The 18201-nt window shown below is 53.1% G+C and carries 18 protein-coding genes; all 18 read left to right on the top strand.

The features are described from left to right. Positions 1 to 13 precede the first annotated feature (13 nt). Positions 14 to 1990, top strand: a complete 1977-nt coding sequence (gene ftsH / locus KVT34_RS27130; RefSeq protein ID WP_217562895.1) for an ATP-dependent zinc metalloprotease FtsH — start codon at positions 14 to 16, stop codon at positions 1988 to 1990. Positions 1991 to 2203: 213 nt separating this feature from the next. After that, positions 2204 to 3142, top strand: coding sequence for a quinolinate synthase NadA (gene nadA / locus KVT34_RS27125; protein ID WP_009671902.1), 939 nt, complete (start codon positions 2204 to 2206; stop codon positions 3140 to 3142). Positions 3143 to 3182: 40 nt separating this feature from the next. After that, positions 3183 to 4814: an L-aspartate oxidase gene (nadB, locus tag KVT34_RS27120; RefSeq protein WP_217562894.1), complete on the top strand. Its 1632-nt coding sequence runs from the start codon at positions 3183 to 3185 to the stop codon at positions 4812 to 4814. Further along, entirely contained in the window at positions 4795 to 5664 is an 870-nt protein-coding gene (nadC, locus tag KVT34_RS27115) for a carboxylating nicotinate-nucleotide diphosphorylase (protein WP_217562893.1), read from the top strand. The genes nadB and nadC overlap by 20 nt, the downstream gene beginning before the upstream one ends. Continuing rightward, positions 5661 to 6434: a type III pantothenate kinase gene (locus KVT34_RS27110; RefSeq protein WP_217562892.1), complete on the top strand. Its 774-nt coding sequence runs from the start codon at positions 5661 to 5663 to the stop codon at positions 6432 to 6434. The genes nadC and KVT34_RS27110 overlap by 4 nt, the downstream gene beginning before the upstream one ends. Positions 6435 to 6457: 23 nt before the next feature. Further along, on the top strand, positions 6458 to 7333 hold the full coding sequence (gene hslO / locus KVT34_RS27105; protein ID WP_217562891.1) for an Hsp33 family molecular chaperone HslO: 876 nt from the start codon (positions 6458 to 6460) through the stop codon (positions 7331 to 7333). Between the two features lie 18 nt (positions 7334 to 7351). Further along, complete coding sequence (locus KVT34_RS27100; protein WP_217562890.1) at positions 7352 to 8302, top strand: peptidylprolyl isomerase; 951 nt, start codon at positions 7352 to 7354, stop codon at positions 8300 to 8302. Between the two features lie 113 nt (positions 8303 to 8415). Next, positions 8416 to 9354 (top strand): cysteine synthase A, encoded by a 939-nt coding sequence (gene cysK, locus KVT34_RS27095; RefSeq protein WP_217562889.1) that lies wholly within the window; start codon positions 8416 to 8418, stop codon positions 9352 to 9354. 238 nt (positions 9355 to 9592) lie between these two features. Next, positions 9593 to 11191 (top strand): anthranilate synthase component I family protein, encoded by a 1599-nt coding sequence (locus KVT34_RS27090; RefSeq protein ID WP_217562888.1) that lies wholly within the window; start codon positions 9593 to 9595, stop codon positions 11189 to 11191. Positions 11192 to 11214: 23 nt separating this feature from the next. After that, positions 11215 to 11802, top strand: coding sequence for an aminodeoxychorismate/anthranilate synthase component II (gene pabA, locus KVT34_RS27085; protein WP_217562887.1), 588 nt, complete (start codon positions 11215 to 11217; stop codon positions 11800 to 11802). Position 11803: 1 nt separating this feature from the next. After that, positions 11804 to 12682, top strand: a complete 879-nt coding sequence (gene pabC / locus KVT34_RS27080; protein WP_217562886.1) for an aminodeoxychorismate lyase — start codon at positions 11804 to 11806, stop codon at positions 12680 to 12682. Positions 12683 to 12703: 21 nt separating this feature from the next. Continuing rightward, positions 12704 to 13534 (top strand): dihydropteroate synthase, encoded by an 831-nt coding sequence (gene folP / locus KVT34_RS27075; RefSeq protein WP_217562885.1) that lies wholly within the window; start codon positions 12704 to 12706, stop codon positions 13532 to 13534. 89 nt (positions 13535 to 13623) lie between these two features. After that, on the top strand, positions 13624 to 13992 hold the full coding sequence (folB, locus tag KVT34_RS27070) for a dihydroneopterin aldolase (RefSeq protein WP_009671857.1): 369 nt from the start codon (positions 13624 to 13626) through the stop codon (positions 13990 to 13992). Beyond that, positions 13989 to 14525 carry a 2-amino-4-hydroxy-6-hydroxymethyldihydropteridine diphosphokinase gene (gene folK, locus KVT34_RS27065; protein ID WP_217562884.1) on the top strand — a complete coding sequence of 179 codons (537 nt, stop codon included), beginning with the start codon at positions 13989 to 13991 and terminating at the stop codon, positions 14523 to 14525. Before folB ends, folK begins: the two co-directional genes overlap by 4 nt. Further along, positions 14477 to 14689 carry a helix-turn-helix domain-containing protein gene (locus KVT34_RS27060; RefSeq protein ID WP_009671865.1) on the top strand — a complete coding sequence of 71 codons (213 nt, stop codon included), beginning with the start codon at positions 14477 to 14479 and terminating at the stop codon, positions 14687 to 14689. Before folK ends, KVT34_RS27060 begins: the two co-directional genes overlap by 49 nt. Before the next feature lie 11 nt (positions 14690 to 14700). Next, positions 14701 to 15711: a tRNA dihydrouridine synthase DusB gene (gene dusB / locus KVT34_RS27055; protein ID WP_217562883.1), complete on the top strand. Its 1011-nt coding sequence runs from the start codon at positions 14701 to 14703 to the stop codon at positions 15709 to 15711. Between the two features lie 147 nt (positions 15712 to 15858). Continuing rightward, a complete protein-coding gene (gene greA / locus KVT34_RS27050) occupies positions 15859 to 16335 on the top strand; it encodes a transcription elongation factor GreA (RefSeq protein WP_042235239.1) in 477 nt (158 codons plus the stop codon). Positions 16336 to 16539: 204 nt separating this feature from the next. Then, a complete protein-coding gene (gene lysS, locus KVT34_RS27045) occupies positions 16540 to 18039 on the top strand; it encodes a lysine--tRNA ligase (RefSeq protein WP_217562882.1) in 1500 nt (499 codons plus the stop codon). Positions 18040 to 18201 lie beyond the last annotated feature (162 nt).

Below are 18201 nucleotides of genomic sequence, written 5' to 3'. Positions count from 1 at the left end.
GAGGAGGTAGCGGATGAATCGCTTTATCCGGAATACCGGTTTTTATTTATTGATTTTCCTGGTAACAGTCGGTATTGTGCATTTCATTAGTACGCAGAACGATCAAAAAGAAGCGATTACCTACAACCAGTTCCGGCAGGAATTAACGTCCAAGAACGTCGAGAAGCTTCAAATAAAAGTCGACGGGGGCACGTACCTGATCAACGGGCAATACAAGAATCCTAAGGCGGCGGATAAATCTACATTCGTTACCCGTGGTCCATTTGATTCACGTGTAGTAGAGCTGATCGAAACAGCGGGGGTTCAAGAAGAGTATCTGAAAATGGAAGGCGACAGCGTTTGGATTTCGTTCCTGACGTCCATCATTCCGTTTGTGATCATCTTCGTCCTGTTCTTCTTCTTGATGAACCAGGCTCAGGGCGGCGGCGGCAAAGTCATGAATTTCGGCAAGAGCCGTGCACGCTTATATAATGAAGAGAAAAAGCGCGTCACGTTCGAAGACGTGGCCGGCGCGGACGAAGAGAAACAGGAATTGGTCGAAGTCGTCGAATTCCTCAAAGATCCGCGCAAATTCTCTGCAGTAGGAGCCCGCATTCCGAAAGGCGTGCTTCTCAACGGTCCTCCGGGGACCGGTAAAACCCTGCTTGCCCGTGCTGTTGCGGGTGAAGCCGGAGTTCCGTTCTTCTCCATCTCCGGTTCCGACTTCGTGGAAATGTTCGTCGGTGTCGGTGCTTCCCGTGTACGGGATCTCTTCGAGAATGCGAAGAAGAACGCGCCTTGTATTATCTTTATCGACGAGATCGACGCCGTCGGCCGTCAGCGGGGCGCAGGCCTCGGAGGCGGACACGACGAGCGCGAGCAGACGCTCAACCAGCTGCTCGTCGAGATGGACGGATTCGGAGCGAATGAGGGTATTATCATCATCGCGGCTACCAACCGTCCGGACATTCTGGACCCGGCGCTTCTTCGTCCGGGACGTTTCGACCGTCAGATTACGGTTGACCGTCCGGATGTGAAAGGCCGCGAAGCGGTTCTCAAGGTTCACGCGCGCAACAAGCCGCTGGCCAAGGACGTAAGATTGGACTCCATCGCGCGTTACACCACCGGTTTTACGGGTGCCGACTTGGAGAACCTGCTTAACGAAGCGGCGCTTATCGCAGCGCGCCGCAACCGCAAAGATATCTCGATGGCCGAGATCGAAGAAGCTTTCGACCGTGTTATCGTAGGTACGCAGAAGAAAAGCCGCGTAATCAGCGAGCGCGAGAAGCGTACGGTAGCTTACCATGAATCCGGTCACGCCATCATCGGTTACTATGCCGAGAATGCGGACATGGTTCATAAGGTAACGATCGTTCCCCGCGGCCGTGCAGGCGGTTACGTGATGATGCTTCCTAAAGAAGGCGAAGACCGGATGATGCAGACCAAGAACGAGCTGCTCGACAAGGTCACCGGACTTCTTGGCGGTCGCGTTGCCGAAGAAATCTTCATCGGCGAGATCGCGACAGGAGCATACAGCGACTTCCAGAAAGCGACCGGAATCGTTCGCAAGATGGTTATGGAATTCGGTATGAGCGACAAGCTCGGCCCGATGCAGTTCGGCAGCAGCCAAGGCCAAGTATTCCTGGGCCGCGATATAGGTCATGAGCAGAACTACAGCGATGCGATCGCTTATGAAATCGATCAGGAAATGCAGCTGATCATCCGGGAGTGCTACGACCGGGCGAAGCAGATCCTGAATACTCATAAGGACAAAGTTCACCTTGTCGCTCAAACGCTTCTCGAAAGAGAAACGCTCGATAAGGAACAGATCGTGGAGCTTCTTGAGAAAGGTCATATTTCGGGCAATGACGATATAAAAGTGACGATCCAGGGACAAGATGACAGCGTTAAGCCGGAACCTGCACCTGAAATCGAACTGAAAACCGAGACGCCTGAACGGACCAAACTGAATCCGGATAAACCGGATGATGAAGGCAACAACCAGGCATAACCGAAAGAACCGAGCATACAACCGGATGTCCCCGCGGACGTCCGGTTTTTTCATTTTAGCGGCCGGATTTGCGGATTGACACGTTTAAGCATGTTGTGTAAATTTAGTTGTGATACTTGAATTGCCTTTTACAAAGAGTTCACAAGGGTGAGAAGGCGATCGCCCCAGCTATTGAACATAGGGCGTGCCGCTTTATATAAGGAGGATGCATTCATGGAGGCATTGGCTCTCGAAAGAAAAGCCGAGCAGAACAGACTGCTGAAAGAGCGAATTTTAGAGCTTAAGAAAGAACGCAATGCCATTATTCTCGCTCATTACTACCAGCGTGACGAGATTCAGGAAGTCGCCGATTTCCGCGGGGATTCATTTCTTCTGGCTCAGAAAGCCGCTGAAACCGATGCAGATGTTATCGTTTTTTGCGGAGTACACTTTATGGGGGAAAGCGCTAAAATTCTCGCTCCTACCAAGACGGTGATTATTCCCGACGAACGGGCCGGCTGCCCAATGGCCGACATGGTGAACGTGGAAGGGTTGCGGGCTTTGAAGAAAGAGCACCCTAATGCAAAGGTTGTCGCCTACATCAACACGTCAGCGGAAGTGAAGTCCGAAACGGATATCTGCTGTACCTCCGCGAATGCAAGAAAAGTCATCGAATCGATCGATGCCGAGGAGATTATCTGGGTACCGGATAAAAATTTAGGCGACTATGTATCAAAATTCACAAACAAAAAAATGATCATCTGGGAAGGCTACTGCAACACCCACGATATGCTGACCGTCAAAGATGTCGAGGAAATGAAGGCGGCTCATCCCAACGCTCAATTTGTGGTTCACCCGGAATGCCGTCCGGAGGTTGTAAAGCTCGGAGATTTTGTAGGCAGCACGACGGCCATCATCAAATACTGCCGTGAATCCGATTGCCAGGAGTTTATCGTCGGAACGGAAGACGGAACCGGTTATCAGCTTCGTTTGGACAGTCCTAATAAAACCTTTCATTTTGCCACGAAATATCTGGTATGCCCGAATATGAAAGTAAACAACTTGAAAAAAGTCGTCCGGTGTCTGGAAACCATGCAGCCTGAAATTTATGTAGCACCGGAAGTGGCTGAAAAAGCAAAGCTTTCCTTAGAGCGCATGTTACAAGTTAAGTAGCATGCGCTACTCTCTTTGTTGAAGGCACGGGTGAACCGCCATGATACCTAGATACTTAACGGATACGGATTTGACCGCCATTCCGCACTATAAAACCGATGTAATTATTATCGGCGCAGGAATTGCCGGTTTATTCACGGCCCTGCAGGCCAGCGCTTCTCAGCGTGTGCTGTTGATTACGAAGAAATCGCTTCTGGACAGCAACACCCGGTATGCCCAAGGTGGAATTGCCGCGGTAATTTCCGATGAAGATTCGCCTGAGTATCATCTGCAGGATACGCTTGTCGCCGGCGCGGGCTTGTGTTCGCGAGATGCTGTCGACGTACTGGTTCATGAAGGACCGGAAGGCGTACAGGACCTGATCCGGATGGGGACGCAGTTTGATTTGGAAAACGGGGAAATCGCCTTGACCAAAGAAGGCGCTCACAGCCAGCGAAGAATTCTCCATGCGAATGGGGATGCGACCGGCGCTGAGATTGTGAGGGCGCTTTCCGAAAATACCAAGAATAACCCGTCCATTGAAATATGGGATGATCATATTGTGATTGATCTGATTACGGTTGATGGGGAATGCTGCGGTGCCTTGGTTCAAAAGCCTGATGGACAGCGAGTATATGTCCAAGGCAACGCGACCGTGCTTTGTACAGGCGGTGCGGGTCAGTTGTTCCGCTATACGACTAATCCGGACGTTGCGACCGGAGACGGGGTGGCGATCGCTTACCGTGCCGGAGCGGATATACGTGATATGGAGTTTATCCAGTTTCATCCGACCGTGCTTGTTTACCCGGGAGCGCCGCGTTTTCTAATTTCGGAGGCGGTCCGAGGTGAGGGCGCTTATTTGCGCAACATCAAAGGGGAGCGGTTTATGGAGAAATATCATCCGCAGCTCGAGCTTGCTCCCCGGGATGTAGTAGCCCGCGCGATCGTCAGCGAAATCGAGGAAACGGGTTCCAGTTTCATCTACCTGGACATAACCCATGAGCCGGAACAGATGATCCGGCACCGATTCCCTACCATCTATGAAACTTGTTTGTCATTCGGTCTGGACTTGACAAGCGACTGGATTCCCGTCGCTCCTGCCGCTCATTATATGATGGGAGGGGTAAAGACCGACTTGCATGGGGAAACCAACATTAAAAGGCTGTTCGCCTGCGGGGAAGTGTCCTCAACGGGTGTACACGGCGCCAACCGGCTTGCGAGCAATTCGTTATCCGAAGCGATTGTATTCGGACGCCGGATTGTAGATCGTATCCGGTCACTCGCTCCGTTTCCGGACCGGGTGCCCCAGACAGGGGAGGGAACCTCCGCCCGTACGGAGCTGCCGAAACAGGCAATGGTAGAGAAAAAATTGAAGCTGCAGAAGGTTATGGTTCGTTATGCGGGAGTCCGCCGAGATGCGGCGGGGCTTCAACGGGGACTCGATGAACTTAAACGGCATCTGCCGTCCTTCGACTCATGCCTTACCCGCAGGGAAGATTACGAATTTGCTAATTTGCTGACCTGCGCGCTGTTGACAGCCGAAGCCGCGCTGCGCCGTGAAGAAAGCCGCGGCGGGCATTACCGTGAAGATTTTCCGCAGCGCAGAGACGAGCAGTGGCTTAAACATACCGTATTAAACCGTGAATGTGGTCTGACGGAGGAGTGGATACTTAATGATGGAATTAAACTTTAAACAAATACGGCAGAACATCAAGTTGTGGCTCGACGAAGATATCGGAACGGGCGATGTGACCACGATGTACACCATTCCCGCGGATCAGCAGAGCAAAGGGATTATTCATCTGAAAGAATCCGGAATTGTGGCGGGGCTGCGCGTAGCGCAGGAAGTATTCGCGGAAGTGGACGAGAACCTGGTATTTTCTCCGCAGGTAAAAGAAGGGGAGTTTGTTTCCAAAGGGACGGTAATAGCCATCGTCACAGGAAACACTCGGAGCATCCTGAAGGGAGAACGGCTTGCTCTCAATCTTCTTCAACGGATGTCCGGTATCGCCACGCGTACGCGCCAATATGTGAACGCGCTGGAGGGTCTTCCTACCCGGCTCGTCGATACACGGAAAACGACACCCGGGCACCGGATGCTTGAGAAATATGCCGTACGGGTCGGCGGCGGGTTCAATCACCGCTACGGCCTGTACGATGCCGTCATGATCAAAGATAATCACATCAAAGGCGCAGGCAGCATTACGGCGGCAGTCCGTGCCGCTCGTTCGAGAATCCCTCATACGATGAAAATTGAAGTGGAAGTGGAGAACTTCGAACAGTTGGACGAAGCCATTGCGGTTGGCGCGGATATTATTATGCTGGACAACATGAAAGCGGTCGACATGGCCAAAGCCGTTTCCATCGTTAAAAGCCAGGCTCCGCATGTGCTGGTGGAGGGTTCCGGTTCCGTTACGCTGGAAACGATCAAGTCGCTGGCGGAAACAGGGGTACATGTGATTTCTGTCGGAAGACTGACCTACTCCGTGACTGCGCTTGATATCAGTCTGGATCTTAACGAGCAGAAAGGAGTTTCGTTGTGATTTTAGTCGTAGACGTTGGCAATACGAACATAGTCCTGGGCATTTACCAGGGCACCGAACTGCTTCATCACTGGCGGCTCGGCACGAATCGCTCGGCGACCGTAGACGAATACGGGATGATGTTCCATAACCTCTTTCAATATGCCGGCATTGAAATCCAGCAGATCGAAGGGGTCATTATTTCATCCGTCGTACCGCCTCTGATGTTTGCGCTGGAACACCTTTGTTTAAAATATGTGAAGAGAACGCCGCTTATTGTCGGTCCCGGCATCAAAACGGGACTCAACATCCGGGTCGATAATCCGAAGGAAGTGGGGGCGGACCGGATCGTCAATGCCGTGGCTACGCTCGAGCTGTATGGCTCTCCGTGCATCATTGTTGATTTCGGCACGGCGACCACGTACGATTATATAGACAAGGCCGGGCAGCTTATCGGCTGCGCGATTGCACCCGGCATTGGAATTTCAACAGAGGCTCTGTATCAGCGGGCGGCCAAACTGCCGCGTATCGAACTGATCAAGCCAAAGAGCGTTATCGGACGCAACACGATATCGTCCATGCAGGCCGGAATCATTTTCGGCTACGTCGGCCAGGTAGACGGAATCGTGGACCGGGTCAAACAGGAATTCGGCATCGCCCCTAAGGTGATCGCGACCGGAGGACATGCCGAACTGATCGCAAGCGAATCTCGTACGATCGATGTCGTCGATCCGATGCTGACGCTGGAGGGCCTGCGCATCATTTATACCAAAAATGCGAAGCAGGAATAGCTTACAAGAAACGGGGTAACGTGATGAGTGATTATTTAATCCGGGGAACCGCGCTGGAAGGAAGAGTCCGGGCGTTTGCCGTCCTGACGACCTCCATTACGGAAGAACTCCGTCAACGGCACCAGACAACGCCGACAGCCACGGCCGCCCTGGGAAGAACAGCTGCAGCCGGTCTTATGATGGGCGCTATGCTGAAGGGCGAAGAGAAGTTGACCCTGCAGGTTAAGGGCGGCGGACCTATCGGTTCTATCGTCGTTGACGCGAATTCCAAGGGCGAGGTGCGCGGATATGTGGACGATCCGAATGTAGATCTGCCATTGAACGCCAAGGGTAAACTGGATGTGGCGGGCGCGGTCGGAACGGACGGTTTTTTATATGTAACGAAAGATCTCGGGCTTAAAGAAAATTACCGCGGCAGCATCCCGATCGTTTCCGGTGAACTGGCCGAAGACTTTACCTACTATTTCGCCAAATCCGAACAGACGCCTTCGGCTGTAGCCCTTGGTGTGCTTGTGGATGTTGACCGGACGGTTAAAGTCTCGGGGGGGTTCATTATTCAGCTTCTGCCGGGCCTGACGGACGATGAAATCACTGAAATCGAAAAGACGCTGGCACAGATCCCGCCGATTACAACCTTGCTGGATCGCGGTTTGTCGCTTGAAGAGGTACTGAAAGAGGTTCTGCCGTCTGTAGAGATTATGGAACGGTCGGCCGTATCTTTCCAATGCAAATGTTCCCGTGAAAGAGTGGAGCAGACCATTATCAGCCTGGGCCGGGATGAACTGCAATCCTTAATCGATGAGGACGGACGTGCGGAAGTCGTCTGCCATTTCTGCAACGAGGCTTACCAGTTTGAACGTGAAGAGCTGCAAACTATGTTGGATTCCATCAACAAGTAACAAATCGAGGGAGAGAGCATGCACAATGTAAAAGTGTTGTGGGGAGCTATCCTCGCTTTGTCGATAGGAGTCATTGTTCTCTTGTCGCTCTATTTGTCGGATACGGGATTAGGGAAGAAGCCGGCGGCAGGCGGACGTTCCGGGGATACTCCTGCCGACGGTCACGTTGTGGCCCGGATCACGGGTCGTGAATTTACACAAGGCGAATTGACGGAAATGTTGACCAAACACTATGGTGCCGAAATGCTCAATCAAATGCTGGACCGCGAGACACTCCGGCTGGAAGCCAAGGAACAGGGAGCGGACATCGGCGAAGCGGAAATCAGCCGCGAGCTGAAGCGGATGCAGCAAGGGTACGAAAGCGAACAAAACTTTTACGACTCGATGAAAGAACAGCTCGGAATGAACAAAGAGGATGTCAGAGAAGACGTGCTCTATAAACTTTTGCTCGAAAAGCTTGCGACGCATGACGTTGAGATAGCAGACGACCGAATTACGAAATACATACAGGGGCATCCGGAAGAGTTCAAGCAGACCTCTCAAATTCATCTTCACAAAATGGTCGTGTCCACTCTGGATCAGGCTAAAAAGGCGACGGCCGCCTACCGGGGCGGGGAGAGCTTCGCAACTCTGGCAAGGGATCGTTCTCTGGACGATTCCGGGAGCCAGGGGGGAGATCTGGGCTGGATGGAGGAGGACGACCCGTTCCAGCCGGCGGAAATCATGAAGGCGGCCCGTAAATTAGGGGTCGGTCAATTGAGCGCACCCGTCAAGACCGCGGGGGGTTATGCCCTTATTTTAATCACGGAGAAAAGAATGAATACCGGTCCCGACGAAGCGGCTATCCGGGAGAGTGTGCGGAAGCAGCTTGCCCTGCAGGAAGCGCCTCCTCTTAACGACTATTTGCTGTCCCTGCGCCAAAAATGGAAAGCGACCATTGCCGACCCGGGATTAAACCCGAATTCTTAGGGAAATTGTAAGGTGTTGACAAGGGTCTTAGGCACTGATAATATAGGATTATAATACCAACCTAATAACTCGGATATAAATCCTTTTTTTCCAAACCTGGGAGGGTGACACGAATGGCTAAATTGGTGGAAAGCATTACACAGTTAATCGGGAATACTCCGCTTGTAAAATTAAACCGGGTCGTTCCGGAAGATAGCGCGGAAATTTACGTAAAACTCGAGTTCCAGAACCCCGGTGCAAGTGTAAAAGACCGGATTGCCATCAGCATGATCGAAACCGCTGAACAGGAAGGCAAGCTGAAGCCGGGCGACACGATCGTAGAGCCGACTAGCGGCAACACGGGAATCGGTCTGGCCATGGTAGCGGCGGCGAAAGGATACCGTGCCATTCTGGTTATGCCGGAAACGATGAGTATGGAACGCCGCAATTTGCTGCGCGCTTACGGTGCCGAGCTTGTTCTTACACCTGGAGCCGAGGGCATGAAGGGCGCTATCCGCAAAGCGGAAGAGCTTCAAGCGGAGAACCCGGGCTATTTTATTCCTCAGCAGTTTAAAAACCAGGCCAACGTTAAAATTCACCGTGAAACGACAGGTCCTGAAATTGTCGAAGCCATCAAAGGCCACGACGGCAAGCTGGATGCTTTTATCGCCGGTATCGGAACTGGCGGAACGATCACCGGTACGGGCGAGGTGCTGCGCGAGAACTTCCCGGGCATCAAAATCGTAGCGGTAGAGCCAAGCGCTTCGCCGGTTCTGTCGGGAGGCAAGCCGGGCCCGCATAAGATCCAGGGGATCGGCGCCGGGTTTGTGCCGGACATTTTGAACACGGAAATTTACGATCAGATCATCCCGGTAGACAACGAGGATGCTTTCGAAACGTCGCGCAACGTTGCCCGTCAAGAAGGGATACTGGGCGGTATTTCTTCCGGTGCGGCGATCTTCGCTGCCCTTAAAGTTGCCAAAGAACTCGGGCCCGGCAAACGTGTTATTGCCGTCATTCCGAGCAACGGTGAGCGTTACTTGAGCACTCCGCTTTACCAATTCGACGAATAGAATCGGATAAGAAACGGAACGCTCCGAAAGTCTTCAGCAGATCGTGCTGGAGGCTTTTTATTTTGAGCCAATTCAAGTATACTAAGGGACAAATCCGGCGCAAACCTCGGTTTTCTAGCAGGAAAGTCGCGGCGTGATGCTTACGGAGTTTGTCAAATAAACACAATTCTTGCCGTTTCGATTAACTAACCTATTTACCTTACCGCATGAGTATAGAGCAGAATGAGGAGCTGGCTGCATGTCTGCGACAACAATAACGTTAACTACTTTGGCTGACTGGACGAAATGGGCGGAAGCAGGCGCCTATACTTCCGTTCCTTATATAACAAGTATCCCGTGGACGCAAGAAATCAGCACCTGGGAACATGCATGGAGAGCGGCGGGCCCACACGCATTCGTACTGGAGAGCGGAAGAGGAGGCCGGTACACGTTCCTGGGACTGCACCCGGTTGCGGCCATATCCGGCAGTGCGGCATCGGCGGAAGCCGCGGAACGGGACGGAACCGTCCCGAACGGCTGGCATTCCGTTCCTATGCAAGGAGCTCCGCTGGAAACCGTCAAGCGGTGGATGGCTCCTTGGCGCTCCCCGGATGTAGCGGGGGCCCCCAAATTCACAGGCGGCTGCGTAGGATTCTGGAGCTACGATGTCGTGCGGAGCATGGAGCAGCTTCCGGAGCTGGCGGAAGACGACCTTCCGCTGCCGGAGTACAGCTTCGCCCGCTACGACGAGGTCTGGGTCTTCGACCGCGAGGAAGGCCGGCTTTACGCGGCCGTGCATACCCCGCTGCCAGCGGAGCCTTCCGTCTCCGACCTCTCCCGGCTCTACCAGGCCGCCGTTCAGCGCTCGGAGAGCATGCTCCGGCTCTGGCACAGGCTGGCCGGGGACGCCGAGGCCGGCGCCCGGCGGCTCCAGCGCGAAGCGGAGTGGCAGGCGCTTGTGAGCGCCGGCGAAGACACCACGCTGGAAGCGGAAGCGGCGGAAGGCGCCAGCCGGGCCTTTCCGCGGGAATCTTTCATCCGCGCCGTTGAGCGGATTCAGGCTTACATCGGGCAGGGGGATGTTTTCCAGGTGAATTTGTCGGTCCGCCAGAGCAGACCGCTCCAAACATCGCCCGAACAGATCTACGAAGCGCTGCGCATTGTGAACCCGTCGCCCTACATGGGGCTGATGAGGTTCCCCGGCTTCGCGCTTGTGTCGGGATCGCCCGAGCTGCTGGTCCAGCTCGAGGGAAGGCACCTGCGTACCCGGCCTATCGCGGGTACGCGTCCCAGAGGCCGCACGCCGGAAGAGGACGCCCGGCTTGCGGACGAGCTTCTCTCCAACGAGAAGGAACGTGCGGAGCACGTGATGCTCGTGGATCTGGAACGCAACGACCTTGGACGGATCGCCCGGTACGGCTCCGTCAAGGTCGACGAGTTTTTCGTGATCGAGCGGTACTCTCACGTGATGCACCTCGTCTCGGAGGTAACCGGCGAGCTGCGGGAGGGCCTGGACGCGTTCGACGTCATCGCGGCCGCATTCCCGGGAGGAACGATAACCGGGGCGCCGAAAATCCGGACGATGGAGATCATTGAAGAATTGGAGCCGGTCCGGCGCGGCCCTTATACAGGATCGATGGGATGGATTGACTACAACGGCAATATGGAATTTAATATACTTATACGAACGCTCGTAGCGGCCGGAGGCAGCGGTTATATTCAGGCGGGTGCGGGAATCGTGATCGATTCCGTGCCGGACCGTGAATACGAAGAGGCCCTGAACAAAGCGAGAGCGTTATGGAAAGCGATTCAGTTTAGCGAGCACAGTATGAGCCGAGCAGGGACAGAGGTCCTGTAGAAGAGTAGAGGAGGAAGACAAGCATGATTCTTGTCATTGATAATTACGATTCGTTTACGTACAATCTGGTTCAATATCTGGGTGAATTGGGACAGGACATCGTCGTGAAACGCAACGATGCCATTGATCTGTCCGGTATTGAGGAGCTTTCTCCGGACCATATTCTGATTTCTCCCGGTCCTTGCACACCGAATGAAGCCGGCATCAGCCTTGATGTGATTCGACATTTCAAAGGCCGCATCCCCATTCTCGGCGTCTGTCTCGGCCACCAGGCCATCGGTCAGGCGTTCGGCGGAGACGTTGTCCGGGCAGGCAAATTGATGCACGGAAAAACCTCGCCGATTTATCATGACGGCAAAACGATTTTCGAAGGGATTCCTTCTCCCTATACGGCAACGCGCTACCACTCTCTGATCGTCCGCAAAGAAACGCTGCCGGATTGTCTGGAAATCAGCGCTACTTCGGATGAAGGAGAGATTATGGGACTCCGTCATAAAGAGTACCCGATCGAGGGTGTGCAGTTCCATCCGGAGTCTATCATTACGGATCACGGCCTGACTTTGCTCCGCAATTTCCTGGGGCGTACCGTAACGGCGGGAACCGGGGCTTGAAATGAAGATTTGGATGAACGGAAATCTGATAGAAGAAAAAGAAGCGGTCGTCTCCGTTTACGACCACGGATTTTTATATGGCATGGGGCTGTTCGAGACGTTTCGCACGTACAACGGACACCCTTTTTTACTTAAGGAGCATATGGAACGAATCCGCGAGGGCTGTGCGGAGCTGGGCATTCCGTTTCATACGGACGAGACCGGAATGAGGGCCAGGGTGGAGGAGCTTCTTCAGGCTAACGGACTGGAGGATGCCTACTTCCGGTATGCCGTTTCGGCCGGGGTGGACATGCTCGGTTTGCCGGGCGGCGCTTTTTATGAGAATCCCAGCGAGATTATTTACGTCAAAAGCCTTCCGCAGCGGAGCGCGGATCAGCCTGCCTCACGGCCCCTTCAGCTGCTGAATCTGCGGAGAAATACGCCCGAAAGCGGACGCAGGCATAAGTCGTTCCATTACATGAACAATATCCTTGCCAAAAGAGAACTGATGAATTATCCGTGGGCGCATGGGGCGGAAGGACTTTTTCTTACGGATAACGGGGGATATGTAGCGGAAGGAATCGTCAGCAATATTTTCTGGATCAAAGGCTCCGTCTGCTTCACTCCTTCTTTGACAACGGGCATTCTTCCCGGTATTACACGCGCTTTTGTCCTTAAGCTTGCAAAAGAGGAAGGCTTGGAAATCAGCGAGGGATTATTTCCCTGGAGCGAGCTGTGTGAGGCAGACGAAATTTTTGTGACGAATTCGGTTCAGGAAATTGTGTCTATAAATGAACTGTTTGATGAGCGGGGCGATTCGATAACCGTCTCAGGAGGAACGGCCGGACCTGTTACGATCCGCCTGGCTCAGTTGTATCGGGAATGCACGAGATTACTTTAGCCTTAGGAAGTGACTTTTGGAATGATTCGAACGTTTGCAGCAGGAGAGACAAGCTTTGAACTCGGACGCCGGACTCTCATTATGGGAATTCTGAACGTCACGCCGGATTCTTTCTCCGACGGAGGCTCTTATACTACCGTGGAGCATGCGGTAAAACACGCGCTGAGCATGGTGGAAGAAGGAGCCGATATGATCGACATCGGCGGAGAGTCGACCCGTCCGGGACACGCGCCTGTTTCACTCCGGGAGGAGTTGGAACGAGTCGTACCTGTTATCCGGGAACTGGTCCGGCACGTTCGGGTTCCGATTTCGGTGGATACTTACAAAGCGGAGGTCGCGAGGCAGGCGATCGAAGCGGGTGCCCATATCATCAACGATGTATGGGGATTCAAAGCGGACCCGGACATGGCTGGCGTGGCGGCTCAAGCCGGCTGTCCGGTTATTCTCATGCATAATCGCCCGGAGGCCGTATATACGGATTTTCTGCCGGAAGTCCTGCAGGATCTCCGGGAGAGCATTGATCTCGCTTTGAGCGCGGGAGTGAAGAAGACGAATATCATCCTCGACCCCGGTATCGGATTCGCCAAAAGCTACGAGCAGAATTTGTGGCTGATGAACCGGCTGGAGGCTATTGCGGAGCTGGGGTATCCCGTCCTGCTTGGCACTTCCCGCAAAAGCATGATCCGCACGACGCTCGGACTGCCGCCCGATGACGTCATTGAAGGAACGGCGGCTACAACGGCGCTCGGAATTGCGCAGGGCTGCGATATCATCCGTGTACACGATGTGCGGGCAATGAAGCGGGTAGCCGTCATGACGGACGCAATCGTTCGCGGACCCGGGAGTATGTAGAACCTGAGTTTGCCCGGGTAGTCTTCTGGATTACGGACCGGAAGTTTTGCGCTTATTCTAATTTTGAGGCTTGAGGAGGAAGATGTGTAATGGACAAACTTATACTGACACGTATGGAGTTTTACGGATATCACGGCGTTTTTGCCGAAGAGAATAAATTGGGACAGCGTTTTTATGTGGATGTCGAGCTGCACATGCCGCTGGACAAACCCGGCCGTACCGATAACATAGAAGATTCCATCAACTACGCGGAGGCTTATGCCGTTATTAAAGAGGTCGTGGAGAAAAGAACCTTTAAATTGATCGAGGCTCTGGCGGAGCAGGTTGCATCCTCCCTTCTTGAAACTTATACTAGTATCGAAGAAGTGACGGTGCGGGTAATCAAACCACATCCGCCTTTCGATATTCATTTTGCAGGCGTGACCGTTGAGATAAGCCGGAAGCGGGCGCAATCATGAGCCCTGCCGACATCACGACCGCCTATATCGCGCTTGGTTCCAACATCGGAGACCGGGAGCGGTATTTGGCCGAAGCGCTTAAGAAACTGGACGAACACCCGCATGTTCAAGTGCTGGCCTGTTCGGCCATTTACGAGACGGATCCGGTCGGGTATGTGGACCAGGATGCCTTTTTAAACATGGCCGCAGCCGTTCATACGAGCCTTTCTCCGGAAGGGCTGCTTGCAGTCATGCAGAACATCGAGCAAGTGCTGGGCAGAGTCCGAGACATTCGCTTCGGTCCCCGAACGATTGACTTGGATTTGCTGCTTTACGGGGAGCGGGAGATCCGCACGCCGGATTTGATTGTCCCGCATCCCCGTATGCAGGAGCGAGCGTTTGTGTTAGTCCCCTTGGCAGATCTTTTTTCACATATACCGAACACATCGTTTGCATCCATAGAGAAACAGTTGGCTAAACTGGATGGAAAGGAAGGCGTTATGTTGTGGAAAAAAATGCAGTGGCCCAGCGAATCCGGGCATTCCGCAAGCTGAAAGGATACACCCAGAACCAACTCGCCGAACTGCTCGGCGTTTCAATAGCCGTTCTCGGTTCCATCGAACGGGGAACACGTAAACCGGACACCCGGATGATTCAGAAAATATCCAATGCCCTGGGCATTGAACCGGAGGAGCTTCTTCCGCCCTCCGGCAAATAGGAGGAGAACACATGTTAAAAATAGGCGACGTCGTCGCCCCGAATAACGTTGTACTGGCACCGATGGCAGGCGTATGCAACCCCGCTTTCCGTCTGATCGCCAGAGAATTCGGATGCGGCCTGGTCTGCGCTGAGATGGTCAGCGACAAAGCGATTGTGCACGGCAACTCCCGCACGATGGAGATGCTCTACGTGGATGAACGCGAGAAGCCCCTTAGCCTGCAAATTTTCGGCGGTGACACGGAGACGCTCGTGCAAGCCGCTAAATATGTCGACGCCAATACGAACGCCGATATTATTGATATCAACATGGGCTGCCCCGTACCTAAAATCACGAAATGCGATGCGGGGGCGCGCTGGCTGCTCGACCCGTCGAGAATCGAAGAAATGGTTCGGACGGTAGTGGGCTCCGTGAGTAAACCCGTTACGGTCAAAATGCGGATCGGCTGGGACTCCGAGCATATTTACGCAATCGAGAACGCCCAGGCGGTCGAGCGCGGCGGCGGTTCCGCCGTCAGCGTGCATGGCCGTACGCGTGAACAGCTCTATACCGGCAAAGCGGACTGGAACATCATCCGCGACGTCAAGCAGGCCGTCTCCATTCCGGTTATCGGGAACGGGGATGTCGTTACGCCGGAAGACGCCAAGCGGATGATCGATGAAACCGGTGTAGACGGCGTCATGATCGGCCGCGGCGCGCTGGGCAACCCTTGGATGCTGTATCGCACTGTACAGTATCTGACCAAGGGCGAACTGCCTCCAGAGCCGGAAGCCGAAGAAAAAATGCGGATCGCGATCCTTCATATGGACCGTCTGATCAAGCTCAAAGGCGAGAACGTGGCCATTAAGGAAATGCGCAAGCATATGGCGTGGTATCTCAAAGGCATGAAAGGCGCCGCCCGCCTGAAGGACGCCATAATGGAACAGACGACCCGAGACGGCATGGTCCGCATCCTCGACGATTATGCGAGTTCTTTCGACAATATGTCCGATAATCAGGAAGAACAGCCTGCTTTGCACTAAGTAAAGGGGGCGCTGGGTTACATTGACAATTGTAATTGGTTGCCCTATAATCAGGCAATAAGTTGCATCTTTACGTTAAGTTTTTTGAATAAATGAGTGAATTCGTATAGCATTTCCTTGAATTTACACGACGGGAGATAGGTTTGTATGAGTGAAAAAGAAGTGCTCCTTACCCAGGAAGGCCTCAAGAAACTTGAGGAAGAACTCGAACATTTGAAATCGGTTAAACGCCGCGAGGTGGCCGAACGGATTAAAGTAGCCATCGGCTACGGGGATATCAGTGAGAACTCCGAGTACGAGGATGCGAAGAACGAGCAGGCTTTTATTGAAGGCCGCGTCATTACCCTGGAGAAAATGCTTCGTAACGCCCGTATCGTCAATCTGGACGAAGTTGACATCAATACCGTCAGCGTGGGCTCTATCGTAACGCTCAAAGATCTCGAATTCGGCGATCTGGTCGAGTATACGATTGTCGGTACAGCCGAGTCCGATCCTTTCCTGAACAAAATTTCCAACGAAAGTCCTGTCGGCAAAGCGATCCTTGGCAAGCAGAAGGGTGCTAAAGTCGATGTGACGGTTCCAGCCGGCGTTATCCAATACGAAATCATGGACATCAAAAAATAAAACCGCGCTATTGGATGAGCATCCGAAGCGGGGAATGCAGGAAAAGCTTCCTTTGGAAGCTTTTTTCGCGTAAAATAGACCGTATAATTACGGGCAGCCCGCATAATAAGCGCTGCTTTTCTCCTCTTGGGAGCATCATCGGGAGCGGGAAGGGCATGCTAAAAGCTTCGCAATCCGGAGCTATAACATATAGGAGTTGAAAGCATGAGTCAGGAACTCGAATTAAACGAATTGTTACAAATTCGCCGGGACAAACTGGACGAGCTGCGCGGTCTGGGTGTAGATCCGTTCGGCGACAAATATGTGCGGACGCACACGGCCAAACAAATTTTGGATGCCTATGAAGAAACGCTTAAAGAAGAGCTGGAGCAGCAGACCGTTGAAGTCAGCATTGCCGGACGTATCATGCAGAAGCGTGCTATGGGGAAAGCAAGCTTCGCCCATCTTCAGGACATTACGGGCAAAATTCAAATATACGTTCGTCAGGACGCTCTTGGCGATACGAAGTACAGCGCTTTTGATCTGCTGGATATCGGTGATATGGTGGGTGTGAAAGGTACCGTTTTCAAAACGAAGACCGGCGAAACCTCCGTTAAGGTAACAGAGCTGGAAGTGCTGACTAAATCGCTGCTTCCTCTGCCCGAGAAATATCACGGCCTCAAGGATGTCGAAACCCGTTACCGCCAGCGCTACGTCGATCTAATCATGAACCAGGAAGTAAAGGAGACCTTTATTCTGCGTTCAAAAATCATTCAATCCATGCGCCGCTATTTGGATGGCCTCGGCTATCTGGAAGTGGAAACCCCGACTCTGCACGCTATTGCCGGGGGCGCGGCGGCACGGCCTTTTATAACGCATCACAATGCGCTTGATATGCAGCTTTACATGCGTATTGCTATTGAGCTGCACCTGAAACGTCTGATTGTAGGCGGCTTGGAGAAAGTGTACGAAATCGGGCGCGTTTACCGTAACGAAGGGATTTCCACCCGTCATAACCCCGAATTCACCATGATTGAGCTGTATGAGGCTTATGCGGATTACAAAGATATTATGGCGCTCACGGAGAATATGGTCGCTCATATCGCACAGGAAGTATTGGGAACGACTACGGTTCAGTACCAAGGACATGAAGTAAACCTTGCGCCTTCTTGGAAACGGATCTCCATGGTAGATGCGATTAAAGAAGTGGTTGGCGTTGACTTCAGCGTACACATGAGCAATGAAGAAGCTCAGCGTCTGGCAAAAGAACACAAGGTTCCGGTCGAGCCTCATATGACTTTTGGCCATATCGTGAACCAATTCTTCGAAACGTTTGTGGAAGAAACGCTTATTCAGCCTACGTTTATCTATGGGCATCCGCTTGAGATTTCGCCGCTTGCGAAGAAGAATCCGGAAGATCCGCGTTTCACGGACCGCTTCGAACTCTTTATCGTAGCCCGTGAACACGCTAACGCCTTCACGGAGCTGAACGATCCGATCGACCAGCGCCAGCGTTTCGAAGCGCAGCTGCTTGAGCGTGAACACGGCAACGACGAGGCCCATGAAATGGACGATGACTTCATTCGTGCGCTTGAATACGGTATGCCGCCGACAGGCGGACTTGGCATCGGGATTGACCGTCTGGTTATGCTGCTTACCAACGCTCCGTCTATCCGCGACGTGTTGTTGTTCCCTCATATGCGCGAGCAGCGTCAGGGAGAATAGATTTGTACGTAAAAAGGCGCCGATATGGCGCCTTTTTAATTATTTTGGACTTGTCCAAAATTTGGGCTTGCATTCTGTTTGTCAGCGTGGTATCTTATTTAAGTCGCCGCTGAAACACGGTGCCGACAACGAGGCTGACAAGCCGAGATTGTCCTTTGAAAA

Source organism: Paenibacillus sp. GbtcB18 (assembly GCF_019091125.1).
Lineage (GTDB): Bacteria > Bacillota > Bacilli > Paenibacillales > NBRC-103111 > Paenibacillus_F > Paenibacillus_F chitinolyticus.
The sequence above is the reverse complement of the archived record's forward strand: the minus strand, read 5'-3'. Positions and strand labels throughout refer to the sequence as shown.